The sequence below is a fragment of the Polaromonas sp. P1_F1 genome, from assembly GCF_056405795.1.
This window is the reverse complement of sequence record NZ_JBFUBJ010000007.1, coordinates 213837-238581: the sequence shown is the minus strand read 5'-3', so window position 1 is coordinate 238581 and position 24745 is coordinate 213837. Positions and strand designations below refer to the sequence as shown.

The following is a 24745-nucleotide window of genomic DNA, read 5'->3' as shown; positions in this document are numbered from 1 at the left end:
TTCGGTGTGAAGGTGCGCTGACGCGTTGCCATCACCCTTTTGAAGGAGTTTGATATGTCCAAGTACTTTATGCGTTCCATTCCTGCGGCCGCTGCGTTGACCGCAGCCGCGTTGTTCGGCTCTGCCGGCGCCTTTGCACAGGGCCTCGGTGTGGGCGTCGGCACCGGTGTTGGGGTCGGCGTCTCGGCCGGCCAGAACACCAATATCGACGCTGGCGTTCGCGCGAATGCCGCGGCAGGCGCCAGCTCGGACTCCAGCGGGCCCTCGGGATCTTCCAGCGGCAGGCTCGGTGCCGGCGCCAATGTTTCCGGCTCGGCCCAGGGTGATACCTCCGCAGGCAGCAGGGCCGCCGCTGCAGTGGACAACACCGCCCGCAGCACCGGACGGGCTGTAGCCCGCACCGGCAACGCCGTGAAGAGCGGCGCCAAGCGCACCTACAACAAACTGGATAACGCTGCGGGCAGTGCCCGTGTCCAGGGCAGTGTTCAGGGTGATGCGGCCGTCGGCGGCACTTCGAAGTAAAGGCGGGCAAGGTGCGCGTGTAATTGCCGCAAGGTGGTTGCATCGCCACAAAGCCGGGCACAGGTTTTTACCTGCGCCCGGCTTTTTTTCACGCCTGCGTTTATTTGGGCCGGGGCTGCGGCAAGCCCCTGCCGGGCTGGGGTAGCTTCCCGGCCCGGAGTTCGGTGACTGCGGTGGCTACAGCCCTGGCCACGTTGCGGACTTCTTCCATCAGGGCTTTGTCTGCGTCCAGCGTGTCGTGGCTGGTGGCATAGGGTTCGTAGTAGCCGATGTAGCGGTCCAGCCGGGCCGGGCTGCCGGCATCAATCAGGCCCATCCAGTCCAGCCAGTCGCACAGGCCGCGGCGTGTGCCTTCGATCCCGGCCACGTCGCCATGCACCACGACGCCATACGCGCGGCCTGCCAGGTGCTTGGGATAGTCCCAGCCTTTCATCTCCAGCGCCTTGGCTTCCTCGGGCTTTTTGCCGTGGGTGGTGGTGGGGTCGGGGTTGCCGCCGTCGGCACACACCAGGCGGTCGATCATGAGCTTGAGCGGGCTGGGTGACTGGTACCAGTAGACGGGCGTGAGGATGATGACGGCATGCGCGGCCGTCCAGCGTTCGTAGATCTCGGCCATCCAGTCGCTGGTTTGCCCCAATGAATGGTTGGGGTAGCAGCTGCAGGGCCAGTGGCACAGCGGCATGGCGGTGGACACGCAGCCTTTGCAGGGGTGGATGTGAAGGTTGTAGCTGGAGGTGAGCAGGCTGAGGTCCAGCACATCGGGATGCATGCCCGCTTCCTGGAGTGTGGTCTTCGCGCTGTTGAGCAGGCGCCAGGTCTTGGAGATTTCACCGGGGCAGGTGCCGTCGTTGCGGGCGGAGCCGCACACCAGCAGCACGCGTGAGGGTGTGGCCGGGTCTTTCCAGGCCGCCTGCGCTTTGGCCAGGCGTTCGCGGGTTTCCAGCCATTCGACGGACAGGTCGTAGTCGGGGTCGGCAAATTCCTCGCCGGCCTTGCGTGTGTGGGGCGCCTTGCGGCCCTCCTGGTAGGCGTCCCAGGCCACGCTTTCGATCCGGGCCAGGGCTTCGTCTTCCTGCCGGAAGGCCGGGTCGACAAAAGATTGCATAAAGCGTTCATGGAACGCGTCGCGTGAGAGGACGGCCGGTGCCTGGCCTTTGCGTACCGTGGTCATCTGCCGAGTCTAGTGACGCTGCAGGGCTTGAACCGGGGGTTTCGATGCCGTCCTACGCGGGTTTTCGGTACCGTCTGGCGAGCCGCTTTTTTTGGTAAAAATGGCCTTTAAGCCATATGCAATCTGCGCAAGCAGCTATCAAAATAATAGCTAATGCGGAATGTGGGCTGGCCGCAAAAAAGCCCGCACGCAGCCGTTGGGGCTGCCGTGCGGGCCTGGCGCGCTTCAGTTCAGCGTGTCGCGGTTATGGATCAACCCTTTTGCGGGGCGGGGCCACCTTGACCGCGAGGGCCGCCATGGCGCATGCCGTGCTTTTTGTGCTCGGTATCAAAGGTTTTTTGCTGCTCGGGTGTGAGCGCCGCGTAGAAGGTCTTGGTGGCTTCACCGCGCTTGTCCATCGCCGTGTTCATCTCGGCCATGCGCTGGGTGCGCATTTCCTTCATCTTGTCGATGCGCTGGGGCGTGGTCAGCTTGTCGAACTCGGCGCGTTGCTCCGGCGTGGGGCGTGCTCCGTGGGCGGGCGGCTGCATGGAAGCGGTGTAAGCGGTCCACGCGCCTTCCTGGGCGGGCGTGAGCTTGAGTTTGGCTTTGAGCTCGGCCTGGTGCTTGGCGATCATGGCCTGCATCTTGGCGGGGTCGTGGCGGCCCATGCGATCGCCATGGGGGCCGGCAGGCTTGCCTGCGGCGGGCGGCGATCCGGCGGGTGGTGCGGGAGGCGTTTGTGCCATGGCACCGGCACCTACCGTTGCCAGCAAGCCGGCGAGTACGAGGCTGTTGAGGGAAGCGGAGCGGTTGAATGCGAATTTCATGAGGAACTTCCTTTCAGGAGAAGATGCCTGAGTTCCATCGAGTCGTGACATACGGCTTTTGGCTTCAGGTTGAAAGCAAGTGTGCGGGCCGTCTGTTTCCCTGCCGTTGCCGAAAGGTAAAGATAAGCCGTGGATACACCCCTATCAGCCCTCACTTCGTGTAGTGCTTTTTCCCCTTGCAGGGGACGGCGCCTGCGGCCTGGCAAAGCCAGTTCCGCGGCCCCCGTTGGCTTGGCCTTTCAGAGCAGGGAGCTGTAGCCTCAAAAGGCGATTCAAGCGGGGGCCGCGGTCCGGCTTTGCCGGCCGCGAGGCGCTCGTCCCCCGCAGGGGGAGAGGGGGCTACACGCAGTGAGCCCCAACAGGGGGACTTCCTTCTTGACTGCGGTCAATTGCCATCGCCGTCCGGGGTGCCTACAATGGCACCAGCTTGTCGGGGTGCCAAGGATGTTTCCGTGAGGAGGCTTTCGAGGCTGAGATCGCAGTATGCGAGACCCGCTGAACCTGATCGGGATTATCCCCGCGTAGGGAACAACGCAATTGGCTCCGGAACTCCGCAGCGGCACACCAGGTGCCACCGATGGACCCCCGGCTCCCCAGCAGGCACCCCACCTTCTGGAGAACCACATGGCCAAAACCCGACTCACCGTTGACACCCAAGACCTCACCAGTCGCATCACGCGCGCGCCATTTCCGGGCTCCGCCAAGATTTACATCGAAGGCTCGCGCCCCGACATTCGCGTTCCGTTCCGTGAAGTCACGCTGACCGACACGCTGGTGCACGAAGGCGCCGGGGAGCCGCGCCGCGAAGCCAACCCGCCGCTGCGTTTGTATGACGCCTCGGGTGTCTACACCGACCCGGCTTCGCCGATCGACATCACGCGTGGCCTGCCGCCTTTGCGCGGCGCCTGGATCAACGAGCGCCAGGACACTGAAGCCCTGCCCGGCATCAGCAGCGCCTACGGCCGTGAGCGCCTGAACGACCCGGCCCTGGCCGCGCTGCGCATGGCGCATGCGCCCGTGCCGCGCCGCGCCAAGGCCGGCGCCAATGTGTCGCAAATGCATTACGCGCGCAAAGGCATCATCACCCCCGAGATGGAATACATCGCGGTGCGCGAAAACCTGGTGCGCGCGCAACTGGCCGAGCGCCTGGCCACCGAACGCATGCCGAAAAAAGGGCATTCCTTCAACGCCGCGATTCCGGAGCAGATCACGGCCGAGTTTGTGCGCGACGAAGTGGCGCGCGGCCGCGCCGTCATCCCGAACAACATCAACCACCCCGAGAGCGAACCGATGATCATCGGTCGCAACTTCCTGATCAAGGTCAATGCCAACATCGGCAACTCGGCGGTCACCTCGAGCATTGAGGAAGAAGTCGACAAGCTGGTCTGGTCGATTCGCTGGGGCGCAGACACCGTGATGGACTTGTCGACGGGTGAGAACATCCATGAAACGCGCGAATGGATTTTGCGCAACTCGCCGGTGCCCATCGGCACGGTGCCGATCTACCAGGCGCTGGAAAAAGTCAACGGCAAGGCCGAAGACCTGACCTGGGAAATCTTCCGCGACACGCTGATCGAGCAGGCGGAGCAGGGCGTTGACTACTTCACCATCCACGCCGGCGTGCGCCTGGCCTATGTGCCGCTCACGGCGAATCGCCTGACGGGCATCGTCTCGCGTGGCGGCTCCATCATGGCCAAGTGGTGTTTGTCGCATCACAAGGAAAGCTTTTTGTACGAACGCTTTGACGAGATCTGCGAGATCATGAAGGCGTATGACGTGTGCTTCTCGCTGGGTGATGGCTTGCGCCCCGGCTCGATTGCCGATGCGAACGACGAAGCGCAGTTTGCCGAGCTGCACACGCTGGGCGAGCTCACGCAGATCGCCTGGAAGCACGATGTGCAGGTGATGATTGAAGGCCCGGGCCACGTGCCGCTGCAGCTGGTGAAAGAAAACGTAGACAAGCAGCTTGAAGCTTGTTTTGAAGCGCCTTTCTACACGCTGGGCCCGCTGATCACCGACATCTCGCCGGGTTATGACCACATCTCTTCTGCCATGGGCGCAGCCAACATCGGCTGGTACGGCACGGCCATGCTGTGCTACGTGACGCCGAAAGAGCATTTGGGCCTGCCGAACCGCGACGATGTGAAGCAGGGCCTGATCGCCTACAAGATCGCCGCGCATGCGGGCGACCTGGCCAAGGGCTACCCGGGCGCGCAGATGTGGGACAACGCGGTGTCGAAAGCGCGCTTTGAGTTCCGCTGGGAAGACCAGTTCCGCCTGGCGATCGACCCCGACACGGCGATGGCTTATCACGACGAAACGCTGCCCAAAGAGAACGCCAAGGTGGCGCATTTCTGTTCGATGTGCGGGCCCAAGTTCTGCTCGATGAAAATCTCGCAGGAGGTGCGCGAGTTTGCGCGGCTCAACCCGGCCAGCACCACGCTGGCGCCGGCCGCCACGACAATTCCCATCAAGCAGATCGCCACCGGCTTTGAGGAAAAGGCCAAGGAGTTCCGCGAAGGCGGGAGCGAGATCTATTCCTGAGTTGTTTCGGAGCCGTCCCTGACATGAGCACTTTGCACATCGGTATTGCGGGCGCGGGCCTGGCCGGCCGCACGCTGGCCTGGCGCCTGCTGCGTGCAGGCTGCCGCGTCAGCCTGTTCGATGCGCGGGCGCGTGACGATCTGGCCACGGCCTCGATGACGGCGGCGGCCATGCTGTCGCCGCTGGCGGAACTGGCGGTGGCGGACGAGGCCGTGTTTGCCCTGGGCCAGCGCTCCATGCAGCTGTGGCCGGAGTGGATTGCCGAGCTGGAGTCGAGTGGCTTGCCGGTGTATTTCCGGCGCGAAGGTACGCTGGTGGTGGCCCATGCGCCCGACCAGAGTTCGCTGGAACATTTCACCCGCCTGCTGATGCACAAGCTGCCTGATGCGTCACGCGCGCAGGTACAGGCGCTTGATGCCGCTGCGCTGGGCCGGGCCGAGCCGGCATTTGCCGGGCGCTTTGGCGGCGGCTTGTTGCTGGAGGGCGAAGGCCAGCTGGCCAATGACCAGTGGATGGCCGCGCTGGCGGTGGAGATCGACAGGCTGGGCGGCACCTGGCTCGAAGGTCAGGCGGTCAACGCCGTGGAAGAGGCGCGCATCGTCTGCGCTGGGCAAACTCATCGTGTGGATATTGCGGTGGACGCACGCGGTGTGGGTGCGAAGGAAGGCTGGCCGCAGCTGCGCGGCGTGCGCGGCGAGGTGCTGACGGTGGAATGCGCCGGCGTGACGTTGCAGCGCCCGGTGCGTCTGATGCATCCGCGCTACCAGCTGTATGTGGCGCCACGGCCCGGCCACCGCTTTGTCGTCGGCGCGACCGAGCTGGAGTCGGAAGACAGCGGGCCGGTGACCTTGCGCTCCACGCTCGAGCTCGCCAGTGCGCTGCACAGCCTGCACCCGGCGTTTGGCGAGGCCAGGGTGCTGCGCCTGGCGGCTGCGCTGCGGCCCGCGCTGGACGACCACCGGCCGGCGATTGCGCTGCGCAACGGTGTCTGGCATATCAATGGCTTGTACCGGCATGGTTATCTGTGTGCGCCCGCGCTGGTGGACGGGCTTGTCCATAAACTCCTGGGTACGGAGAATGAATGACATGACGACGACAACATTGCAGATCTCTTTGAACGGCGAACGCATGGAAACCGATGCGTCAACACTGCAGGCTTTGCTGCAGGCGCGGGGCTACGACTTCAAGAGCGCCTTTGCCTGCGCCATCAACAACGGGTTTGTGCCGCGGCCGCAGTGGCCGGAGCGTGCGCTGCAAGACGGCGACCGCGTCGACGTGGTCACGCCTATCACCGGAGGCTAGAAATGGCACACCCCCGTCGGATGCTCACTGCGTGTAGCACCTTCCCCCCTTGCAGGGGGCGACACCAGCGGCCTGGCGGAGCCAGTTCCGCGGCGTCTGCTGGCATCGCGATACTTTTGCGGAACGCTTGATATGACAACATCTGCGTTACCTTCTATTGCCCACGGCCAGCCCCTGACGGTCGGTGGCAAGACTTTGTCCAGCCGCTTCTTCCTTGGCACTTCGCATTACCCCTCGCCGCAGGTGATGAGCGACGCGGTGCGTGCCAGCGGGTGCGAAGTGCTGACGGTGGGCCTGCGCCGCCTGCAGCCGGAAAGCGGCGGGGGCAACAGCTTCTGGCAGCGCATCCAGGCGCTGGGTTGCCACATCCTGCCCAATACGGCGGGCTGCCACAGCGCCGAGGAAGCGATCACGCTGGCGCAGATGGCGCGCGAGATTTTTGGCACGACCTGGATCAAGCTGGAGGTGATCGGCGACGACTACACCTTGCAGCCCGATACGCACGCCACCCTGCACGCCGCAACGGTGCTGGCCAAAGAGGGCTTCGCCGTCTTTGCCTACACGACGGATGACCTGGTGATAGCCCAGCGCCTGCGCGACGCGGGCTGCGCGGCCGTGATGCCCTGGGCCGCGCCCATCGGCACGGGCCGCGGGCCGTTGAACCCTTATGCGCTGGAAACCATGCGCCGCCGCCTGCCCGATGCGGTGCTGGTGGTGGATGCCGGCATCGGCCGGCCTTCGCATGCCGCGGCGGTGATGGAGCTGGGCTTTGATGCGGTGCTGCTGAACACCGCGGTGGCGCAGGCCGGCGACCCGGTGCGTATGGCGCGGGCGTTTGCCGACGGCGTGGCTGCCGGCCGCGCCGCCTATGAGTCAACCCCCATGCCGGAGCGCGCGGCCGCGCAGGCTTCCACGCCGACGGTCGGCGTACCCTTCTGGCACGCACCCTGACTGGACTTCCGATGAAAACACCCGCCTTTGCCCCATTGACCGGCCCGATTGGTTTTTACCCTGTGGTGCCCGATGCGGCCTGGATCAAACGTCTGCTGGGCTGGGGCGTGCGCACTGTCCAGCTGCGCATCAAGGCGGCGGACCACACGCCGGGGGAAATTGCTGCCGAAGTACAGGCGGCGATTGAAGCAGGGCGCGGCATCAAGGGCGCGCAGGTTTTCATCAACGACCACTGGAAGCTGGCCCTGGATTTCGGCGCCTACGGGGTGCACCTGGGCCAGGAAGACCTGGACACGGCCAACCTGGATGCGCTGCGCACCGGCGGTGTGCGGCTGGGCCTGAGCACCCACACACCGGCTGAACTTGCGCGCGCGCATGCGGTGCAGCCGTCTTATCTGGCCATCGGCCCTGTCTACCCGACGACGCTCAAGGTCATGCCTTATGAGCCGGTGGGGCTGGAGCAGCTGCGCGACTGGGCCCTGCGGGCCTCGCCCTACCCGGTGGTGGCGATAGGCGGCATCTCGCTGGACCGCATCGCCGGCGTGATGGACTGCGGCGTGGGCGGTGTGGCTGTGGTGAGCGCGGTGACGCTGGCCGCCGACCCGCAGGAAGCCGCGCTGCACGGCCTGCGCCTGGCGGCACCGAACCGGGCCTAGATCGGGTTCATGGATGAAAAGGCCCGTTCAGGCAATCTGAACGGGCGCGAGAAGCTATTAATTTGATAGCGCTGGATAGTCTGTGTAGCCCTTTTCGCGGCCGCCGTAGAAGGTGGCCTTGTCGGGGATATTGAGCGGTGCGCCAGCGCGCAGCCGCTCCACCAGGTCCGGGTTGGCTATGTAGGGCTTGCCGAAGGCGACCAGGTCGGCGCCGTTGGCGACAGCTTTTTCAGCCAGGGCCTGGTCGTAGCCGTTGTTGACCATCCATGCGCCCTTGCCGCCGGCCTGACGGTAGGCGGCCTTGAGTGCCTTGTAGTCGAACGGGCGGTCGTCGATTTCGCGCGGGCCGCCGGTGGCGCCTTCGATGATGTGGATGTAGGCGAGATTGAGTGTGGCAAGCTGCTTGACCACGTAGTCAAACAGCGGCTGCGGGTTGCTGTCATGCACGTCGTTGGCGGGTGTGACGGGCGACAGGCGAATGCCGGTTTTGCCGCCGCCTACCGCGTCCGTGACAGCTCGCGTGATTTCCAGCAGCAGGCGGGCGCGGTTTTCGATGCTGCCGCCGTAGTCGTCGGTGCGCTTGTTGCTGCCGTCTTTGAGGAACTGGTCGAGCAGGTAGCCGTTGGCGCCGTGGATCTCGACGCCGTCAAAACCGGCCGTCTCGACGGCGTTACGCGCCGCTGCCGCAAAGGTGTGCACGATGCCAGGGATTTCTGCTGCCGTGAGCGCGCGCGGTTCAGAGGTTTCAACAAAGGTCGGCACGCCGTCCTCGATCAGCACCGTCTTGGTCTTGGCGGTGATGGCCGAAGGCGCGACCGGCTTGCCGCCCTCAGGCTGCAGCTTGGTGTGCGACACACGGCCCACATGCCAGAGCTGCACAACGATCTTGCCCCCCTTGGCATGTACTGCACGGGTCACTTCCTTCCAGGCGTCGAGCTGCTCGCTGCCGTACAGGCCCGGCACGTCGGCATAGCCCTGGCCCTGATGGCTGACGGCCGTGGCCTCGGTGATCAGCAGCCCGGCGCTGGCGCGCTGGCCGTAGTAAATCTGCGCGATGTCAGTCGGGATGGCGTTGGGTGAGCGGTTGCGTGTGAGCGGCGCCATCACGATGCGGTTGGCAAGGGCCAGGTCACCGGCTTTGTTGGAGTCGAATAGGGTGGGCATGAAGAGATCCTGAATGGAGGCTTGAATGAAAACAGGGCCAGTTTGGCCCTGTTTCGATTGGCTTGCCCAACACGGGTTGCTTGAATCGTGCTATTGCAACTACTTGTCCCCGCTTCCGATTCCGCTCGCCCCTTGTGGATGCGCCGAGGAGCGGAGGGCCAGACGGATCAGGGCAAAAACTTGTCTGAGCGAAGCGAGTTGTTTTTGACCCCGGCTGGACCGAGCACCGCAGGTTGCCCGCAGCGAAGCGGAGGGACGCAGGAACCAGGGTCACCTTTTCTTTGCTTACTTTCTTTTGGCGAAGCAAAAGAAAGTGAGTTGCCGCCGGCAACCCCGGCCCCGGAACGCAAACTGCGATCAGCGTCCGGGAGGCGTCACTTATTTCAGCAATCCCTCATGCTTCATCGCCGCCTGAACAGAGGGGCGTGCCGCCACACGCTCACGAAACGCAGCAATGTTCGCAAACCCCGAAATATCCACCCCCACCCGCGGCGCCCAGTTGGTCACAGTGAAGAGGTAGGGGTCGGCCACGCTGAAGGCATCGCCCATCAGGTACTGCTTGCCGGCAAGCTGGCTGTCCACCCACTTGAAGCGCGACAGCAGCTTGTCGATGACGATAGTCTTGTAGTCGGCCGGTGTGGCGGCATTGAACAGCGGGCTGAAGCCCTTGTGCAGTTCGGTGCCGACAAAAGTCAGCCACGACTGCAGCTTGTAGCGCTCCAGCGTGCCGTTGGCGGGTGCGAGTTTCTTCTCCGGCACCTGGTCGGCGATGTACTGCACGATGGCCGGGCCTTCGGCGATGCGCGTGCCGTCGTCCAGCTCCAGCAGCGGGACATAACCCAGCGGGTTGATGGTGTAGTAGTCGGTGCCGTCTTCCAGCTGGTGGGTTTTGGTGGGCGCCAGCACATGCTCGAACTTCAGGCCCGACTCGTGCAGCGTGATGTGGGGTGACAGGGAGCAGGTGCCGGGGGAGTAGTAAAGTTTCATGGTGTCTTGTCCTTTGTGGGGTAGCAAAGTGCGGCGGGAGTGTGGCGGGAATGTCGCACAGCCCCTGATGCTAGCCGGAACGGCGGATTATTGCTGGCCGGCGCGCCACAATAGCCGCATGGCAAAACTTTTCAAATGGCTGGTGTTCCTGGCCCTCGGCTTGATGGTGCTTCTGGCCGTGGTGGCCTACACCTTGCACCGCTGGGTCAGCACGGACGACTTCCGCCAGCGCGTTGAGCGGGAGGCGTCGGCCGCGCTGGGCGTTCCCATGACCCTGGACCGGGTGGCGGTGGACATCTGGCCTTTGCCCGCTGTGGCGCTGAGCGGCATTTCCGTGCAAAGCAAGCCGCCGCTGACGCTGGAGCGCGTGGAAGTGCGGCCCGAGTGGCGCCCGCTGTTGCAGGGGCGCCTGGAAGTGGCCACCCTGCGGGTGCGCCGGGCGGTGTTGCCGCAGCAGGGCATTGATGCGCTGCTCCTGTTGCTGCAAAAGAAGAAGCAGGCCGCGCCCGCCAAGCCGGGTGCGCCGGCATCTGCAGCCAACACGGGCCCGGAAATGAACCGGCTTGACTGGTTGCCGCGCCGCACGGTGCTGGACGACGTCACCTGGGTGAACACCACCGGCGCACGTACCACGGTCAAGGGCGAGGCCAGCCTGGGCGCCGACGGCCTGCCGGAGAACGCTTCGCTCAAATTGACAGAAGGCAACCTTCAGGGCCTGGAAGCAACGCTGCAACGCGTGGAAGCGCAAGCCGGCGAGGCCGGCGGTGCCGCCCAGTGGGATTTGCTTGTGAAGGTGGGCGGCGGCAAGCTGGAAGGCCGCCTGGGCCTGCAGCGCGGTTTTGTGGCGGCCGCAGCAGCAACGGCAGCCGCCAAGCCGGGCGCGAAGGCGCAGCCGGTGGCGCGCTCGGCGGAAGAACTGGTGCTGCAGGGGCAACTGAAAACCAGCGGTGTCGAGGTGTCTGCGCTGACGGCGCCCGCCAAGGCCCTGACCGGCCAGCTTGACGCCACGACCACGCTCAATGCGCGCGCTGCCACCACGGCTGCGCTGGTGGATGCGCTGCAGAGCCACACCACCTTCACGGTGCGCGATGCGGTGGTGAACGGGCTGGACCTGGCCAAGGCGGTCAAAACGGTGGGGCTGAGCCGTGGTGGCCAGACCCGGCTGGATACCTTGGCCGGGCAGGTCAGCACCCTGGGGCGGTCGGCGCAGCTGACCAACCTGGTGGCGAGCTCCGGGGCCTTGAGCGCCACCGGCAATGTGGCGGTCTCGTCCGCCAAGGCCCTGAGCGGGCAGGTCAGTGTGACCCTGGCCGGCGACAGCAAGATCGGCAGTGCCATTGGTGGCGCTGTGGGTGTGCCGCTGGTGGTGGGCGGTACGCTGGACAACCCGGAAGTCACGCTGTCGCGTGCGGCGCTGCTGGGGGCCGCCATCGGCACCGTGCTGTTGCCTGGCGTGGGTACCGGGGCCGGCGCTGGTGTGGGCGAAAAGGTCGGTAAAAGCCTGCGCGGCATCTTTGGCAAATAAGCCGGACGCCTTCCCGGTTGGTGCGTCAATGAGCGCTTACTTGCCCTTAAAGCCTTGGCGGTTCTGAAGTTGCGCTGAGCTGCGCCCTTGTCCTACAGGGCCATGCGGGCGCTGCTGATTCGGAAAATCGCCGCCTGCTTTTAGCATCGGCTTATGGGTCATGGGCTGCGTTGACTCACCTTGACCTCACACTTTGATGCCCATGACGTGCGTAACGCCGTAACGCCTCATCCTGCGCATTCGCGCAAGAGGCTACTTTCTGGAGGCCATCATGCTCAAGTACGCGATTATTTTTGCGCTGATTTCATTGGTTGCCGCTGCCCTCGGTTTCGGTGGTGTGGCAGCAGGTGCTGCCGGTATTGCCAAGATTCTGTTCGGCCTGTTCCTGATCCTCGCGGTTATCTTCATCGTGCTGGCTGCGCTGGGTGTAGGCGCTGCAAAGAAAGCACTGAAGTAGATGGCTGCGAGCACCGACATGCCGGCCGGCACCATGGCCGCGCGGTTCCGGCAGCGGCTGTTCCACCCGTGGCGGCAGCCGGGCAATGAGGCTGCACGCCTGCCTGCGCCTTCTGCCGGTGTGGCGCCCAAACGGCCGCTGGGTTTCCAGGCCAGCATTGCCGAGTTTTTACTGATCAACCGCCTGCGTGCGCGCCGGCCGGCTGCACCGTCTGCCGATGTGCTGGAGCGCGCGGCCCGCATTGTGTTTGTGACCTGCAAAAACTGGTTTGCACCGGCCGAGAACCGGGAAGTCAGCCACCGCACACGTCTCTAACGGCGCGGCCGCCTGACACACATCCCCTGCAAACCCTGCCGCTACTGCACGTCACGCATCCACAAGGTTTCTTTTCACCGGTTCAGGCTTATGCACACCACCCTTATTGATCTGTTGCTGGAATACGAGGTCATTCACCCCGCCCATTTCCTGTTTCACATCGAGGCGGCTTTTCACGAAGGCCACCATGTTGTGGAAGAGCGGCTGACCATCACGCCCAGCATGAAGGTGCGGAACTTTTCGGATGAGCGCAGCGGCAACCGCTTTATCCGCCTGGATGCTCCCAAGGGCGTGCTTTCGGTGAACTACCATGCGCGCGTGGAGCTGCACCCGGCCCCGGTGCCTCTGCACCTGGACGAAACCCCTGTGACGGCGGTGCCGGACGAAGTGCTGCGCTACCTGATGCCCAGCCGCTATTGCGAATCCGACGTCATGAGCCGTGCCGCGCAGCAGCTGTTTGGCCACTTGCCGCCGGGCATTGGCAGGGTGCGTGCCATCGAGGCCTGGATTCACGACTCGATTGGCTACTTGCCGGGCTTTAGCAATTCCACCACGACCGCGCAGGAGGTGTTTGTGCAGCGCGCGGGTGTCTGCCGTGACTTTGCGCACCTGGGCATCACGCTGTGCCGGGCCTTGAATATTCCCGCACGGCTGGTGGTGGGGTATGTGCACTTTGACGAGCCGCCGGAAGATTTCCATGCCGTGTTTGAAGCCTGGCTGGAGGGGCGATGGGTGATTTTTGACCCGACACGCATGGCGCCTATCGACCGCCTGGTGCGTGTGGGCACGGGCCGCGACGCCAAGGACGTGGCCTTTGCCACCATTTTTGGCGGTGTGCAGATGCTGCGCAAGGAACTCTCGATCACCGAGGGAGACATCCTGCCTGGCGTTTCAACGGGGGTGCATTCGCCCGCGCTGACCGTGGTCACGGTTTAGCCCGCAGGTGCCGCCATGACTGCCGCGTTGCGGCGCTTCAGCACAAGCAGCCCGAACAGCGTGGCCGTGATGTACATGCTGAAGGAGTAAATCGCCGCCGGCAGGGCCAGCTGGAAGTTGTTCAGCACGGCCAGCGCAATGAAGATGGCCAGCGTTGCGTTGTGAATGCCGATCTCGTAGCTGATGGCGGTCGAGATGGGTTTGTCCAGGCCCGTGGCCCGCGAGACGTAGTAACCGGCCAGCAGGCTCACCAGGTTGAAAGCCAATACCGCCGGGCCGATCGCGGCGAAGGTGGTGGTGAGTGACTGCCACTCCTTGACGACTGCGCCTATGGCCACCACGGCCAGCACGATGATGCTGAAAATCTTGGTCGGGTTTTCGCTACGCGCGGCCCAGGCGGGTTTGCGTGTGCGCAGCCACATGCCAATGGCCACCGGGACCAGCACGATGACGATCACTTCCACCACCTTGCCGAACTGCAGCGGCACGACCTGGCCTGTCTTGGCGAAGGTGTCGATCGCCCAGTTCGCGATCACCGGCATGGTGACGATGGACAGCAGCGTGTTGATGGCGGTCAGCGAGATGTTCATCGCCACGTTGCCGCCGAAGAGGTGGCTGAACAGGTTGGCCGAGATGCCACCGGGTGAGGCAGCCAGCAGCATCAGCCCCACCGCAAAGAGCGGCGGCACATTCAGCAGCACGATGATCGCGTAGCAGGCGACTGGTAGCACGATGACCTGCAGCACCAGCGCCACCGCCACGGCCTTGGGGTATTTGAGCAGGCGGGTGAAGTCCTCGACCTTCAGGGTCATGCCCAGGCCGAGCATGACCAGCGCGAGCGCCGCGATCAGCAGCTGCGCGACGACAGGTGAGCCGTTCATGACTTGTAGCTTTCGTCGAGTTTGTCGAGCTTGCGTATCAGTGACGGCCAGACAAAAGCACCACCCAGGCCGCCGGTCTGCACGCGCATGGCCTCGGCCACACCTTTGACGATCAACGGGTTGACCTCGGTGAGTTCGCCCCCGGCCTGCGCGTCGAGCTGGATGCGACAGGTGTTCTCGAAGGTGTACATGCTGAGGAAAGCGTCGGCAATCGTTTTGCCGACGACCAGCAGGCCGTGGTTGCGCAGCATCAGGAAATTGGCCTTGCCCAGGTCGGCCTGCAGGCGTGGTTTTTCATCGTCGCGGAAGGCCACGCCTTCATACGCGTGATAGGCGAGGGACGCCAGCACGAAAGTGGACTGCTGGCTGATGGGCAGCACGCCGCACTTTTGCGCGCTCACGGCCACCCCGGCGCGCGTGTGGGTGTGCAGCACGCAGCCGGCATCGGCGCGCGCTTCATGCACAGCGCTGTGAATCACAAAGCCTGCCGGGTTCACCGGGAAGGGCGTATCAATGACCTTGTTGCACTGGCCGTCGACCTTGACCAGGCTGGAGGCCGTGATCTCGTCGAACATCAGGCCGTAGGGGTTGATCAGGAAATGGTGGTTGCCCGCGCCGGAAATGGATTCGGGCAGCTTGGCGCTGATGTGGGTAAAGACCAGATCGCTCCAGCCGTAGAGGGCGACGAGGCGGTAGCAGGCGGCGAGGTCGCAGCGCAGTTGCCATTCTTCAGCGCTGACGACTTCCTTGAGGGAGGGGATATGCATGGGGATGGTCTCCGTGGTGTGTATGAATAAAGGTGCTCTCTCGGCACGAACTGCTCACGATACGTGGGTGCTTGACGGGGAACTGTCAAAAATTTGACAATTGGTCGCATGCCTGTCGTTCCGAAGACACCTTCGCCCCTTTCACCGCTCTCACCGCCATCCTTGCTTGCCCGCATGTCGGCCAACCCGTGGTTTGGCGCGCTGCCGGCGATGGACCGCCAGGCGCTGCTCGCCTCTGCCGAGGTGCTGCGCCTGCGGCCCGGTGAAATGCTGTTTCGCCAGGGCGATGCGCCCGGCGGTTTTTATGGCTTGCTCGGCGGCCTGTTGAAAATCTCCTCGCTGCGTGAGGACGGGCGCGAGGCGATTCTGGTGGTGCTGGAAGCGGGCAACTGGATCGGCGAGATCTCGCTGATGGATGGCGAGCCGCGCACGCACGATGCCACGGCCTTGTCTGCGGTGGAGGTACTGGTGGTGCCGCAGGCGGCTTTTACCTTGCTGATGCAGGGCGCGCCGTTTGCGCGGGCCATTGCCGGCTTGCTGGCGGCGCGCGTGCGTTCGCTCTACGGCATGGTGGAAGACGCCGCCTTGCGTTCGACCCGCGCCCGCGTGGCGCGCCGCCTGCTGCTGCTGGCGCGCGGCGATGCCACGATGGCATTGAAGGCGCGGCCGGTGGTGCGGGTTTCGCAGGAGGCGCTGGCCATGATGCTGGGCATCAGCCGGCAAACGCTGTCGGTCGAACTCAAGGTGATGGTGCAGCGTGGCGCCATCGCGCTCGGTTACCGCTGCATTGAAATTGTTTCGCCTGCGCGGCTGGAGGCGTTGGGCAACGTATCGCGCTAGGGCGGGTTCAATGCCGGCCGGGCCGCGTGTCGTTTTCCAGCCGGGCCAGCCAGACCATCGCGCTTCCCGCGTCGGCGCCACACATCTCGGCAGACGCCATGAGCTGCCCGCACACCGCAGGCCGTTCGGGCTGGCCAAAAATGAGGCAGCGGTTGGCGGTGTCGAGCTGCACGCAGCGCACGCCCGCCGGCTTGCCGTGGGGCATGCCGGGTATGGCGGAGCTGATGGAGGGCGCGATGCAGCAGGCGCCGCAGCCGGGACGGCAGTTCATGGTTGGTGGTCTGCTATGAAAAATATAGCTGCTCGCGCAGATTCCTATTGGGCTGGAGCCGTATTTGGTGCTTAAAAAAGGCCTGTGGGACCGTTTGTGGCGCAAAATCAGTCGGGTTTGATCTTTGCCCGTGCCGCCACTTCTTTYCAGCGCGCCTGCTCGGTCTTGATGAAGGCACCGTACTGCGCCGGTGTGTCGCCGATCGGCTGGGCGGTGTCACCGCGCAGGCGTTCGGTGGCCTGCGGATTGCGCATGGCCTTATTGCAAGCCTCGGCGATGCGGTCGATGTTGGCCTGCGGCATGTTGGCCGGCGCATTAAGGCCGTACCACTGCGTCATTTCAAAACCGGGGTAGCCGCTTTCCGCCACGGTGGGCACGTCGGGCAGTTGGGACAGGCGCTCCTTGGTGCCGGTGGCAATGCAGCGCAGCTTGCCTGACTTGATGTGCGCGAGGATGGCCGGCGCGCCCACGCTTGCCGCTTCGAGCCGCCCGGCCAGCAGGTCGGTCAGCTGCGGGCCGGTGCCGCGGTAGGGCACGTGCAGCACAAAAATGCCGGTCGCCATCTTCAAATATTCAAACGCCAGATGGCCGGCGCTGCCATTGCCGGCTGAGCCGTAATTGAGCTGGCCGGGCTTGGCCTTGGCCAGCGCGATGAATTCTTTCAGGTTGTTGGCGGGCACGCTGGAATTGACGACATACAGGCTGGGCACCTTGGCCAGCAGCGAGATGGGCTTGAAGTCCTTGTTGGTGTCGAAGGGCAGTTTGTCGAAGATGAAGGGGTTGACCGCCATGGTGCCGATGTGGCCCAGGATGATGGTGTGGCCATCGGTAGAGGCAGCGCATTCCTGCATGGCGATGTTGCCGCTGGCGCCGGGCTTGTTTTCCACAAACACCGTCTGGCCCAGGCTCTTGGTGAGTTCGTTGGCCGCTGAGCGTGCGACGATCTCCGAGCTGCCGCCGGGCGCGAAGGGCACCAGCAAGCGTATGGGTTTGCTGGGCCAGCCGGCCTGTGCATGCAGCAGCCCGGGAAAGGCCGAAACCGCTGCCAGTGCGCCGCCGGCCTTGAGGCCGAACTGCAATGCGCCGCGGCGCGTGTTGAGGTGTTTCATTTGATGTGTCTCCATGTTGTTGCCGCCGTCGTTTTCATCGCTGGCGTGTCGGTCCAATATAGGACCGTACATGAGGCGCGGCGCTACGTGATTCCGCTAATGAGGCTAACCCCCATGCGCTAGATGAAGGATGCGTCAAAACGTTCGCGCGCGGCCTTCAGGTTCTGGTGGTTGCGCTCGGCCCAGTTGTCCAGCGGGATCAAGGTTTCGCTGAGGGACTGGCCCAGCGCGCTGAGCTGGTATTCCACATGCGGCGGCACGGTCTGGCGGTCAAAGCGCAGCACCAGGCCATTGCGCACCAGCTCCTTGAGCGTTTGCGTCAGCATCTTTTGCGAGATGCCTTCGATCTTGCGCATCAGCTCGTTGTTGCGCACCGGGCCATCGGCCAGCGCCGGGATCACCAGCAAGGCCCACTTGCTGGCCACCAGCTCCAGCGCTTGCCGCGACGGGCAGGCCTGGCTAAACACATTTGAAGCGTCGGTGGGTGGGTCGCCGGGAATTGTCATGGTTACCAGAAGGTGCGTACTTGCCTATGGGTAATCGTAAACCTAAGCTGGAGGCGCATCAATCCTTAACCCTCTTTAACCCTGTTATTCCAAAGAAAGACTCCCGATGGCCTGGCTCTATTTACTCGCCGCAAGCATTGTCGAAATCGCAATGGCCTTGTTCCTGAAATCTTCCGAAGGCTGGACGCGCCTGTGGCCCAGCGTGCTGGGGGTGGCCGCGGCCGGCGCCAGCATTTTCTTTTTGACGCATGCCGTCAAGACTTTGCCGGTGGGCACGGCCTACGCGATCTGGACGGGGATAGGTTCGGTCGGCGTGACGCTGATCGGCATCCTCTGGATGGGCGAAAGCGCCTCGGCACTGCGTCTGACCTGCGTGGCGCTGGTGGTGGCCGGCATGGTGGGCTTGCGCCTGCTGGACGGCACTGTTTGATCAACCCATCCGTGGAGAAACCCATGACCCATCTGGTTTATATCGAAGCTTCGCCGATGCAGGCCGCGTCCACTTCAACTTCCGTCGCCACCGCCTGGCTGGACGCCTATCGCCAGGCGCATCCCGAGGGCACCGTGGACACGATCAATGTGTGGGACATCGACCTGCCGCCGTTTGACGCCGACATGATCGCCGCCAAGTTTGCCGTGTTGCGTGCGCAGAATGCGACGGCGCCGCAGCAGGCGTTGTGGGCGCGTGCGGTCGCGGTGTCGCAGCGCTTCAATGCGGCAGACCGGTATCTCTTCAGTTTGCCGATGTGGAATTTCGGCATTCCTTACCGGCTCAAGCATTTCATCGACGTGGTGACCTTGCCGGGGCAGAACTGGGCATGGTCAAGGCAAACCGGTTACCAGGCGCTGCTGCCAGGCAAGAGTGCGACGCTGGTGTATTCAAGTGCCGGCGCGTACCCGCTGCGGCCAGGGGAAGATGAATCCGATTTCCAGAAACCGTACATGCGGCGCTGGCTGCGTTTCCTGGACATTGAGGTGACGGCGGAAATAAGCGTTGCGCCGACGCTGGTGCCGCCCGAAGAACTGGCGGCAACCAAGGCCGGTGCGGTGGAGCAGGCACGGGCGCTGGCCGTAAATTAGTGCGTTGGTCACCGGGGTATTTTGGCGATCTCCAGTGTGGTCACGATCCCGTTGGCCAGCGCGTCACCCTGTTGGGGTTTTGCGCATAGTTCCTTGCGCAGCTTCGGGTCTTCGCTTCCCTGGCACAGCATCACGCCGTCGGGGCCGATGCCAGGCACCTGGGGGTGGTAGAAATAGGCGAAGCCGTTGTGGTTGGGCAGGCTGACCCACTGCTCTACCAGCTGGGGGTTGGCTTTGCCGTCGCTGTATTTCATGATCCAGGCTTTCAGTGCCGGCATGCGCGCCTGTTGCAGGCTGCCGTCCTGCGTGTAGTTGCCATGGAAACCCACGACCGTTCTTTCGAGAGGCTGGTCGTCGGAGTAGGCGCGTGTTGTGCCGCCCAGAAACATGCGCGAACACGAAGAACGGCAATAGCCTGAAAGCAAGGTCATCAGGCCTTTTTCACGGATGTATTCGCCAGTCGCATACCCGGACCGGGCGTCCCCGCCCGAGGAGTTTTTGAGCACCACCGTTGTGATGCCCGGGTGCTCCTCTATCGCGGCCTGCAAAATCCGTTGTTCATTGCCGGTCACCTTGCCTGACAGAAAAACAAAAGGCTCCCTGATCTCCACGTCCATGGCGTAAGCGCACGACGCGAGGCAAAAGGCCGCCAGGCCCGACAGCCAGTGGCCTGGACGCGCTGTCATGCAGTGAGGCGTTGGGAAGCAAACAGCACCTGGTCGATCACCGCCTGCACATTTTTGAGGTGCGATTCATCGAGCAGGTTGCCCTCGGTGTCGAAGGCGCTGCCGGCGCGGCCCAGGGCAAAAGCCTTGGGCGCAACCCAGCATTGCGCGTTGAGCAGCAGCGGCACCAGATGGCTTTGCGAACGCAGGCCGCCCAGCGCACCGGGTGAGGCGCTGAGCACGCCCACCACCTTGCCGGTGAAAGACTTGAAGCCTTCCTGCCAGGCCGGGTCGCTCTTGACGGGGCTGGACACCCAGTCGATGGTGTTCTTGAGCAGCGCGGTGTAGCTGCCGTTGTATTCGGGCGAGCAGATGATCCAGGCCGGGTGTTCAAACATGAGCTGCTTGAGTTTCATCACGTCGGGCGGCGTGCCCTTGGCTTCGAGGTCGGCGTTGTACATGGGGATGTCGAAGTCGGCCAGCTCGATGTGGGTGACTTCGGCGCCGCTGGCGCGCGCCAGTGTGGCGGTCACCTGGGCGAGTTTGCGGTTGAAGGAGTTTTGGCGGATGCTGCCAGCAAAGACGAGTAGTTTCATGCCCGCTATTGTGGCCGCTGGCGGCCGGCTTTTGGCGTGACTGCCGCGCACAACAGCCGTCTTGCACGGACTTTGACGCCCCAGCCTAATAAGGACGGGCACAAGCAGCTATTGAATTGATAGCAAATCCCCGAAGCCACGCAAGGCCATGCCCCCGGACAGGCCGCACAAATCGGGCCTCGCCTGATAAAATCATGCCTTCGTCCTGTGGGGACCGATGGGCCGGGGCACCTGCACGGCGCATGTGTGTGCTGCCGCGCCGCCGTGCGGCTGCGGCAAGCCTGGCCACCATCGACACCGGACCGCTCCATGGCATGCAGGCGCCCCAGCCTGAAAGCCGCTTTACCCGAAGGAGGCGTGATGCACTCGCCTTATGTTTACCCGCAAGAATTTGACGTGATCGTGGTCGGTGGCGGCCATGCCGGCACCGAGGCCGCGCTGGCTTCCGCACGCATGGGCTGCAAGACTTTGCTGCTGACCCACAACATCGAGACCCTGGGGCAGATGAGCTGCAACCCGTCCATCGGCGGGATCGGCAAGGGCCACCTGGTCAAGGAGGTGGACGCCATGGGTGGTGCGATGGCGCTGGCCACCGACGAAGGCGGCATCCAGTTCCGCATCCTGAACAGCTCCAAGGGCCCGGCCGTGCGCGCCACCCGCGCGCAGGCCGACCGCATTCTGTACAAGGCGGCGATTCGCCGCAAGCTTGAGAACCAGCCCAACCTGTGGCTCTTCCAGCAGGCGGTCGACGACCTGATGGTCGAGGGCGACCGGGTTGTCGGGGCGGTGACGCAGGTCGGCATTCGCTTTCGTTCGCGCACGGTGGTGCTGACAGCCGGCACTTTCCTGGACGGCAAGATCCATGTGGGGCTCAATAACTATTCGGCGGGCAGGGCGGGCGACCCGCCGGCGGTATCGCTTTCGGCCCGGCTCAAGGAACTCAAGCTGCCGCAAGGCCGGCTCAAAACCGGCACACCCCCGCGCATCGACGGCCGCACCATCGACTTCAGCAAATGCACCGAACAACCCGGCGACGGCATGCCGGGCGGTACTGAAGGCCCGGTGCCGGTGTTCAGCTTTATGGGTGGTGGCATAGCCCATCCGCGGCAGATGCCGTGCTGGATTACCCACACCAACGAGCGAACCCACGAGATCATCCGATCCGGTTTTGACCGCAGCCCCATGTTCACCGGCAAGATCGACGGCGTCGGTCCGCGCTATTGCCCCAGCGTGGAAGACAAGATCAACCGCTTCGCCGACAAGGACAGCCACCAGATTTTCCTGGAACCGGAAGGCCTGACCACGCACGAGATCTATCCCAACGGCATCTCGACCAGCCTGCCTTTTGACATCCAGTACGACCTGGTCCGATCCATGGCGGGGATGGAAAACGCCCATATCCTGCGGCCCGGTTACGCCATCGAGTACGACTACTTTGACCCGCGGGCGCTGAAATCCAGCTTTGAAACCCGGGCGATTGGCGGTCTGTTCTTTGCCGGCCAGATCAACGGCACCACCGGGTACGAAGAGGCGGCGGCCCAGGGCATGTTCGCCGGTATCAACGCTGCGTTGCAGTGTCAGGAGAAGGAAGCCTGGTTGCCGCGGCGCGACGAAGCCTACCTGGGCGTACTGGTTGACGACCTGATCACCAAGGGCGTGACTGAGCCTTACCGCATGTTCACCAGCCGGGCCGAGTTCCGCCTGATGCTGCGCGAGGACAACGCCGACATGCGCCTGACCGAAAAAGGCCGGGAACTGGGTCTGGTAGACGACGCCCGTTGGGATGCCTTCAACCGCAAGCGCGACACTGTTTCACGTGAAACAGCCCGGCTTCGGGCAATCTGGGTCAATCCCAACAACCTGCCGGTGGCTGAAGCCGAGCGGGTTCTGGGTAAATCCATCGAACGGGAGTACAACCTGCTGGACCTGCTGCGTCGCCCGGATGTGAACTATGCCGGACTGATGTCGCTGGAAGAGGGCAAGTACGCCAACCCCGAACTGGCAGCCGAAGCGGCAGCCAGCGACGACATGGCCAAAAGCGTGATCGAACAGATCGAGATCACGGCCAAGTACGCCGGGTATATCGACCTGCAAAAGACTGAAGTCGAGCGGGCATCACACTACGAAAACCTCAAGCTGCCCGCCGACCTGGATTACCTGCAGGTGTCGGCGCTGAGCTTTGAGGCGCGCCAGACTCTGGCCAAACACCGCCCCGAAACGTTAGGCTTGGCCTCCCGGATCTCCGGCATCACGCCTGCCACCATCTCCTTGCTGTTGGTGCACCTGAAGAAAAACCTCTGGAAAAACACGACGCCACTCCAGGCGGCCGGGGCTTCCACCGAAAAAGCCCAGGCCTGATGCGCGGCGGTGAACAGGATTTGCGCGCCGGCCTCAAGGCGCTGCAGCTGGATTTGACCGATGCGCAAGTCGGCCAGCTGCTGGATTACCAGGACCTGATCGGCAAATGGACCAAGGTTTACAACCTCACGGCCGTGCGTGATCCGGCGGAAATGCTGACCCACCATTTGCTGGACAGCCTGGCGGCGGTGCTTCCGCTGAAGCGGCATTTGCAGAAAGCCGGACTGGAGGAGGGCGCCAAGTTGCTGGACGTGGGTTCCGGTGCAGGCCTGCCGGGCGTCGTCGTCGCGATTTGCTGCCCCAACGTAGCGGTGACTTGCGTGGATACGGTGGCCAAAAAAGCCGCGTTTATCAAGCAAGCGGCGCTGGCTTTGAAGCTGCCCAACCTCTCCGGCCTGCACGCCCGGGTCGAAACCATCACCACCTCTTTTGATGTGATTTGCTCCCGGGCCTTTGCGTCCTTGGTCGATTTCACCAACTGGTCGACCGACGCGCTGGCACCGCAAGGTGTGTGGATGGCCATGAAGGGCAAGCACCCGGCCGACGAAATTGCCGCCCTGCCAGCCGGCGCTGAAGTGTTTCACGTGGAACAACTGCAGGTTCCGGGGCTGGATGCTGAGCGCTGCATTGTCTGGATGCAGGCGAAAGCCGCCGCCAGCCCGGCCTGAAAACCGGGGCCGAGCGCCTCGGCCCGTTGTTCGGGCACAAAAAGAACCCTTCGCGAATGCCAAATCGGCCTTGATCGGGCCAGTTTGGCATTTCTGCGGCACACCCCTGTCGTAAACTCACAGCCTCACTTCTCTCTACTTTCTGGAGAACCTCCATGTTGGGCTCATTCGTTGGCATCGCCGACTACGGCGCTTTTGTCGTCGCCATCATTGTGTTTTTGCTGATTCCCGGCCCGGGCAACCTGGCGCTGATCACCTCGACCAGCAAGGGCGGCATCGCGGGCGGCCTGGGTGCGACTTTCGGCGTGATTGCTGGCGACCAGGTTTTGCTCTGGGCGGCGGTCGCGGGGGTGTCGGCCATCATGGCGGCTTACCCGACGGCTTTTCATATCGTCCAGTGGGCGGGTGCGGTTTACCTGGCCTGGCTGGGCATCAAGATGCTGATGGCCAAGCCCGGCGACGCGCCCTTGCTCAATATCAAGCCGCGCCACTACTTTCAGCAGGCGATGATGATCACCTTGCTGAACCCCAAGGCCATCGTGTTCTATATGGCTTTCTTCCCGCTGTTTGTCGATCCGGCCCTGCACCAGGGCCTGAAGACTTTCGCCGTGATGGCGGCCACGATTGCGGCCCTGACTTTCTTGTATGGCCTGACCTCGGTCATGATCACCTATCACCTGGCGGAGCGCATACGCGCCAACCCGAAAATCACGGCGGTCCTCAACAAGCTGGCCGGCGTTTTCCTGATCGGCTTCGGCCTCAAGCTCGCGGTCTCCAAATAAGCCGCCATCGCATTTCGCATCCTCTCTCGAACAAAAACTAAAAGCACACATGGCCAAAATATTCTGCGTAGCCAACCAAAAGGGTGGGGTAGGGAAGACAACAACGACGGTGAACCTGGCCGCGGGCCTGGCCAAAGTCGGCCAGCGTGTGCTGATGATCGACCTGGATCCGCAGGGCAATGCCACCATGGGTTCGGGCGTCGACAAACGCAAGCTGGAAATGACGGTGTACGACGTGCTGCTGGAATCGGCTTCGGTGGTCGAGGCGCGCGTGCACAGTGAAAAGTGCGGCTACGACGTGTTGGGCGCGAATCGCGAACTGGCCGGCGCCGAGGTCGAACTGGTGGATGTCGAGCGCCGCGAAAAGCGCCTCAAGCTGGCGCTGGCCGAGGTCGACAGCCAGTACGACTTCGTGCTGATCGACTGCCCGCCGTCGCTCAGCATGCTGACGCTCAACGGCCTGTGTTGCGCACACGGCGTGATCGTGCCGATGCAGTGTGAATACTTTGCGCTCGAAGGCCTGACCGATCTCGTCAACACCATCAAGCAGGTGCACGCCAACCTCAACAAAGACCTGCAGATCATCGGCCTCTTGCGCGTAATGTTCGACCCACGCATCACATTGCAGCAGCAGGTGAGCGACCAGCTCAAGGAACACTTTTCCGACAAGGTGTTCAACACGGTGATCCCGCGCAACGTGCGCCTGGCCGAAGCACCCAGCTACGGCCTGCCCGGCGTGGTGTTTGACCCGGCCTCCAGGGGCGCGCAGGCTTTCGTCACGTTTGCCGAAGAAATGGTGGACCGCATCAAGGCAATGTGACCGCGCCAGGGTGCAGTTTTATATGCCAATAGTGCCTGTGGCCCAATGGGGGCTTGCGCCAGC

Annotated in this window: 28 protein-coding genes and 1 riboswitch; of the genes, 17 read left to right on the top strand and 11 right to left on the bottom strand. The window is 63.6% G+C overall.

Annotated elements, in window-relative coordinates:
- The first annotated feature begins 54 nt into the window (after positions 1 to 54).
- Positions 55 to 522 (top strand): hypothetical protein, encoded by a 468-nt coding sequence (locus AC1DZE_RS18885; RefSeq protein WP_477670408.1) that lies wholly within the window; start codon positions 55 to 57, stop codon positions 520 to 522.
- 100 nt (positions 523 to 622) lie between these two features.
- Here AC1DZE_RS18885 and AC1DZE_RS18880 read toward each other — a convergent pair whose 3' ends face one another.
- The gene (locus tag AC1DZE_RS18880; protein WP_477671816.1) at positions 623 to 1693 is read right to left on the bottom strand and encodes a flavodoxin family protein; all 1071 of its coding nucleotides are present in this window, start codon (positions 1691 to 1693) and stop codon (positions 623 to 625) included.
- Between the two features lie 251 nt (positions 1694 to 1944).
- Complete coding sequence (locus tag AC1DZE_RS18875) at positions 1945 to 2502, bottom strand: Spy/CpxP family protein refolding chaperone (protein ID WP_477670406.1); 558 nt, start codon at positions 2500 to 2502, stop codon at positions 1945 to 1947.
- A gap of 421 nt (positions 2503 to 2923) precedes the next feature.
- Positions 2924 to 3047, top strand: a riboswitch (TPP riboswitch).
- Positions 3048 to 3126: 79 nt separating this feature from the next.
- Here AC1DZE_RS18875 and thiC point away from each other — a divergent pair.
- From thiC to thiE, 5 genes are all read left to right on the top strand, one after another.
- Complete coding sequence (thiC, locus tag AC1DZE_RS18870) at positions 3127 to 5046, top strand: phosphomethylpyrimidine synthase ThiC (RefSeq protein ID WP_477647020.1); 1920 nt, start codon at positions 3127 to 3129, stop codon at positions 5044 to 5046.
- Positions 5047 to 5069: 23 nt separating this feature from the next.
- Positions 5070 to 6131 carry a glycine oxidase ThiO gene (thiO, locus tag AC1DZE_RS18865; protein ID WP_477671818.1) on the top strand — a complete coding sequence of 354 codons (1062 nt, stop codon included), beginning with the start codon at positions 5070 to 5072 and terminating at the stop codon, positions 6129 to 6131.
- A 1-nt stretch (position 6132) separates the two neighbouring features.
- A complete protein-coding gene (gene thiS / locus AC1DZE_RS18860) occupies positions 6133 to 6348 on the top strand; it encodes a sulfur carrier protein ThiS (RefSeq protein WP_477670404.1) in 216 nt (71 codons plus the stop codon).
- A gap of 132 nt (positions 6349 to 6480) precedes the next feature.
- Positions 6481 to 7299, top strand: a complete 819-nt coding sequence (locus tag AC1DZE_RS18855) for a thiazole synthase (RefSeq protein WP_477670403.1) — start codon at positions 6481 to 6483, stop codon at positions 7297 to 7299.
- 11 nt (positions 7300 to 7310) lie between these two features.
- Complete coding sequence (gene thiE, locus AC1DZE_RS18850) at positions 7311 to 7955, top strand: thiamine phosphate synthase (RefSeq protein ID WP_477671819.1); 645 nt, start codon at positions 7311 to 7313, stop codon at positions 7953 to 7955.
- Positions 7956 to 8012: 57 nt separating this feature from the next.
- Here the strand turns inward: thiE and AC1DZE_RS18845 are convergent, their stop codons facing one another.
- The gene (locus tag AC1DZE_RS18845; RefSeq protein WP_477670401.1) at positions 8013 to 9119 is read right to left on the bottom strand and encodes an alkene reductase; all 1107 of its coding nucleotides are present in this window, start codon (positions 9117 to 9119) and stop codon (positions 8013 to 8015) included.
- Between the two features lie 378 nt (positions 9120 to 9497).
- Complete coding sequence (gstA, locus tag AC1DZE_RS18840; RefSeq protein WP_477670400.1) at positions 9498 to 10106, bottom strand: glutathione transferase GstA; 609 nt, start codon at positions 10104 to 10106, stop codon at positions 9498 to 9500.
- A 118-nt stretch (positions 10107 to 10224) separates the two neighbouring features.
- On the opposite strand from gstA, the gene AC1DZE_RS18835 reads away from it, so the two are divergent.
- From AC1DZE_RS18835 to AC1DZE_RS18820, 4 genes are all read left to right on the top strand, one after another.
- A complete protein-coding gene (locus AC1DZE_RS18835) occupies positions 10225 to 11631 on the top strand; it encodes an AsmA family protein (RefSeq protein WP_477670399.1) in 1407 nt (468 codons plus the stop codon).
- A gap of 271 nt (positions 11632 to 11902) precedes the next feature.
- Positions 11903 to 12088, top strand: coding sequence for a DUF1328 family protein (locus AC1DZE_RS18830; protein WP_457281859.1), 186 nt, complete (start codon positions 11903 to 11905; stop codon positions 12086 to 12088).
- On the top strand, positions 12089 to 12403 hold the full coding sequence (locus AC1DZE_RS18825; protein ID WP_477670398.1) for a hypothetical protein: 315 nt from the start codon (positions 12089 to 12091) through the stop codon (positions 12401 to 12403).
- Between the two features lie 90 nt (positions 12404 to 12493).
- Positions 12494 to 13339 (top strand): transglutaminase-like domain-containing protein, encoded by an 846-nt coding sequence (locus AC1DZE_RS18820; RefSeq protein WP_477670397.1) that lies wholly within the window; start codon positions 12494 to 12496, stop codon positions 13337 to 13339.
- On the opposite strand, the gene AC1DZE_RS18815 is transcribed toward AC1DZE_RS18820, so the two are convergent.
- Both AC1DZE_RS18815 and AC1DZE_RS18810 read right to left on the bottom strand, forming a co-directional pair.
- Positions 13336 to 14220, bottom strand: a complete 885-nt coding sequence (locus AC1DZE_RS18815; protein ID WP_477671822.1) for a bile acid:sodium symporter family protein — start codon at positions 14218 to 14220, stop codon at positions 13336 to 13338. The two genes, AC1DZE_RS18820 and AC1DZE_RS18815, sit on opposite strands and share 4 nt — an antisense overlap.
- Positions 14217 to 14987, bottom strand: a complete 771-nt coding sequence (locus tag AC1DZE_RS18810; protein ID WP_477670395.1) for a class II aldolase/adducin family protein — start codon at positions 14985 to 14987, stop codon at positions 14217 to 14219. Before AC1DZE_RS18810 ends, AC1DZE_RS18815 begins: the two co-directional genes overlap by 4 nt.
- 174 nt (positions 14988 to 15161) lie before the next feature.
- Between AC1DZE_RS18810 and AC1DZE_RS18805 the strand changes: the two genes are divergently transcribed.
- Positions 15162 to 15827 carry a Crp/Fnr family transcriptional regulator gene (locus AC1DZE_RS18805; RefSeq protein WP_477670743.1) on the top strand — a complete coding sequence of 222 codons (666 nt, stop codon included), beginning with the start codon at positions 15162 to 15164 and terminating at the stop codon, positions 15825 to 15827.
- A 7-nt stretch (positions 15828 to 15834) separates the two neighbouring features.
- On the opposite strand, the gene AC1DZE_RS18800 is transcribed toward AC1DZE_RS18805, so the two are convergent.
- From AC1DZE_RS18800 to AC1DZE_RS18790, 3 genes are all read right to left on the bottom strand, one after another.
- Positions 15835 to 16098, bottom strand: a complete 264-nt coding sequence (locus AC1DZE_RS18800; RefSeq protein ID WP_477670394.1) for a YkgJ family cysteine cluster protein — start codon at positions 16096 to 16098, stop codon at positions 15835 to 15837.
- A 107-nt stretch (positions 16099 to 16205) separates the two neighbouring features.
- A complete protein-coding gene (locus AC1DZE_RS18795) occupies positions 16206 to 17207 on the bottom strand; it encodes a Bug family tripartite tricarboxylate transporter substrate binding protein (protein WP_477700411.1) in 1002 nt (333 codons plus the stop codon).
- Positions 17208 to 17326: 119 nt separating this feature from the next.
- Positions 17327 to 17713, bottom strand: a complete 387-nt coding sequence (locus AC1DZE_RS18790; protein ID WP_477670392.1) for a winged helix-turn-helix transcriptional regulator — start codon at positions 17711 to 17713, stop codon at positions 17327 to 17329.
- A gap of 106 nt (positions 17714 to 17819) precedes the next feature.
- Between AC1DZE_RS18790 and AC1DZE_RS18785 the strand changes: the two genes are divergently transcribed.
- Both AC1DZE_RS18785 and AC1DZE_RS18780 read left to right on the top strand, forming a co-directional pair.
- Positions 17820 to 18143, top strand: coding sequence for a DMT family transporter (locus AC1DZE_RS18785; protein ID WP_457281851.1), 324 nt, complete (start codon positions 17820 to 17822; stop codon positions 18141 to 18143).
- A gap of 23 nt (positions 18144 to 18166) precedes the next feature.
- Positions 18167 to 18793, top strand: a complete 627-nt coding sequence (locus tag AC1DZE_RS18780) for an FMN-dependent NADH-azoreductase (RefSeq protein ID WP_477671824.1) — start codon at positions 18167 to 18169, stop codon at positions 18791 to 18793.
- 8 nt (positions 18794 to 18801) lie between these two features.
- On the opposite strand, the gene AC1DZE_RS18775 is transcribed toward AC1DZE_RS18780, so the two are convergent.
- Together AC1DZE_RS18775 and AC1DZE_RS18770 are read right to left on the bottom strand one after the other, a co-directional pair.
- Positions 18802 to 19479 carry a hypothetical protein gene (locus tag AC1DZE_RS18775; protein WP_477671825.1) on the bottom strand — a complete coding sequence of 226 codons (678 nt, stop codon included), beginning with the start codon at positions 19477 to 19479 and terminating at the stop codon, positions 18802 to 18804.
- Positions 19476 to 20054, bottom strand: coding sequence for an NADPH-dependent FMN reductase (locus tag AC1DZE_RS18770; protein WP_477671826.1), 579 nt, complete (start codon positions 20052 to 20054; stop codon positions 19476 to 19478). The genes AC1DZE_RS18775 and AC1DZE_RS18770 overlap by 4 nt, the downstream gene beginning before the upstream one ends.
- Before the next feature lie 360 nt (positions 20055 to 20414).
- Between AC1DZE_RS18770 and mnmG the strand changes: the two genes are divergently transcribed.
- The 4 genes from mnmG to AC1DZE_RS18750 all read left to right on the top strand — a co-directional run bounded on the left by mnmG (position 20415) and on the right by AC1DZE_RS18750 (position 24682).
- Positions 20415 to 22412 (top strand): tRNA uridine-5-carboxymethylaminomethyl(34) synthesis enzyme MnmG, encoded by a 1998-nt coding sequence (mnmG, locus tag AC1DZE_RS18765; protein ID WP_477700410.1) that lies wholly within the window; start codon positions 20415 to 20417, stop codon positions 22410 to 22412.
- Positions 22412 to 23080, top strand: coding sequence for a 16S rRNA (guanine(527)-N(7))-methyltransferase RsmG (gene rsmG / locus AC1DZE_RS18760; RefSeq protein ID WP_477672289.1), 669 nt, complete (start codon positions 22412 to 22414; stop codon positions 23078 to 23080). The genes mnmG and rsmG overlap by 1 nt, the downstream gene beginning before the upstream one ends.
- Positions 23081 to 23235: 155 nt before the next feature.
- Entirely contained in the window at positions 23236 to 23862 is a 627-nt protein-coding gene (locus tag AC1DZE_RS18755) for a LysE family transporter (protein WP_477670386.1), read from the top strand.
- 49 nt (positions 23863 to 23911) lie between these two features.
- The gene (locus tag AC1DZE_RS18750) at positions 23912 to 24682 is read left to right on the top strand and encodes a ParA family protein (RefSeq protein ID WP_477670385.1); all 771 of its coding nucleotides are present in this window, start codon (positions 23912 to 23914) and stop codon (positions 24680 to 24682) included.
- The last annotated feature ends 63 nt before the right edge of the window (positions 24683 to 24745 follow it).

Bases quoted from the DNA above. Each gene is read 5' to 3' on its own strand.
- AC1DZE_RS18885 (WP_477670408.1), top strand. From the start codon at position 55: ATGTCCAAGTACTTTATGCGTTCCATTCCTGCGGCCGCTGCGTTGACC.
- AC1DZE_RS18880 (WP_477671816.1), bottom strand. From the start codon at position 1,693: ATGACCACGGTACGCAAAGGCCAGGCACCGGCCGTCCTCTCACGCGAC.
- AC1DZE_RS18875 (WP_477670406.1), bottom strand. From the start codon at position 2,502: ATGAAATTCGCATTCAACCGCTCCGCTTCCCTCAACAGCCTCGTACTC.
- thiC (WP_477647020.1), top strand. From the start codon at position 3,127: ATGGCCAAAACCCGACTCACCGTTGACACCCAAGACCTCACCAGTCGC.
- thiO (WP_477671818.1), top strand. From the start codon at position 5,070: ATGAGCACTTTGCACATCGGTATTGCGGGCGCGGGCCTGGCCGGCCGC.
- thiS (WP_477670404.1), top strand. From the start codon at position 6,133: ATGACGACGACAACATTGCAGATCTCTTTGAACGGCGAACGCATGGAA.
- AC1DZE_RS18855 (WP_477670403.1), top strand. From the start codon at position 6,481: ATGACAACATCTGCGTTACCTTCTATTGCCCACGGCCAGCCCCTGACG.
- thiE (WP_477671819.1), top strand. From the start codon at position 7,311: ATGAAAACACCCGCCTTTGCCCCATTGACCGGCCCGATTGGTTTTTAC.
- AC1DZE_RS18845 (WP_477670401.1), bottom strand. From the start codon at position 9,119: ATGCCCACCCTATTCGACTCCAACAAAGCCGGTGACCTGGCCCTTGCC.
- gstA (WP_477670400.1), bottom strand. From the start codon at position 10,106: ATGAAACTTTACTACTCCCCCGGCACCTGCTCCCTGTCACCCCACATC.
- AC1DZE_RS18835 (WP_477670399.1), top strand. From the start codon at position 10,225: ATGGCAAAACTTTTCAAATGGCTGGTGTTCCTGGCCCTCGGCTTGATG.
- AC1DZE_RS18830 (WP_457281859.1), top strand. From the start codon at position 11,903: ATGCTCAAGTACGCGATTATTTTTGCGCTGATTTCATTGGTTGCCGCT.
- AC1DZE_RS18825 (WP_477670398.1), top strand. From the start codon at position 12,089: ATGGCTGCGAGCACCGACATGCCGGCCGGCACCATGGCCGCGCGGTTC.
- AC1DZE_RS18820 (WP_477670397.1), top strand. From the start codon at position 12,494: ATGCACACCACCCTTATTGATCTGTTGCTGGAATACGAGGTCATTCAC.
- AC1DZE_RS18815 (WP_477671822.1), bottom strand. From the start codon at position 14,220: ATGAACGGCTCACCTGTCGTCGCGCAGCTGCTGATCGCGGCGCTCGCG.
- AC1DZE_RS18810 (WP_477670395.1), bottom strand. From the start codon at position 14,987: ATGCATATCCCCTCCCTCAAGGAAGTCGTCAGCGCTGAAGAATGGCAA.
- AC1DZE_RS18805 (WP_477670743.1), top strand. From the start codon at position 15,162: ATGTCGGCCAACCCGTGGTTTGGCGCGCTGCCGGCGATGGACCGCCAG.
- AC1DZE_RS18800 (WP_477670394.1), bottom strand. From the start codon at position 16,098: ATGAACTGCCGTCCCGGCTGCGGCGCCTGCTGCATCGCGCCCTCCATC.
- AC1DZE_RS18790 (WP_477670392.1), bottom strand. From the start codon at position 17,713: ATGACAATTCCCGGCGACCCACCCACCGACGCTTCAAATGTGTTTAGC.
- AC1DZE_RS18785 (WP_457281851.1), top strand. From the start codon at position 17,820: ATGGCCTGGCTCTATTTACTCGCCGCAAGCATTGTCGAAATCGCAATG.
- AC1DZE_RS18780 (WP_477671824.1), top strand. From the start codon at position 18,167: ATGACCCATCTGGTTTATATCGAAGCTTCGCCGATGCAGGCCGCGTCC.
- AC1DZE_RS18775 (WP_477671825.1), bottom strand. From the start codon at position 19,479: ATGACAGCGCGTCCAGGCCACTGGCTGTCGGGCCTGGCGGCCTTTTGC.
- AC1DZE_RS18770 (WP_477671826.1), bottom strand. From the start codon at position 20,054: ATGAAACTACTCGTCTTTGCTGGCAGCATCCGCCAAAACTCCTTCAAC.
- mnmG (WP_477700410.1), top strand. From the start codon at position 20,415: ATGCACTCGCCTTATGTTTACCCGCAAGAATTTGACGTGATCGTGGTC.
- rsmG (WP_477672289.1), top strand. From the start codon at position 22,412: ATGCGCGGCGGTGAACAGGATTTGCGCGCCGGCCTCAAGGCGCTGCAG.
- AC1DZE_RS18755 (WP_477670386.1), top strand. From the start codon at position 23,236: ATGTTGGGCTCATTCGTTGGCATCGCCGACTACGGCGCTTTTGTCGTC.
- AC1DZE_RS18750 (WP_477670385.1), top strand. From the start codon at position 23,912: ATGGCCAAAATATTCTGCGTAGCCAACCAAAAGGGTGGGGTAGGGAAG.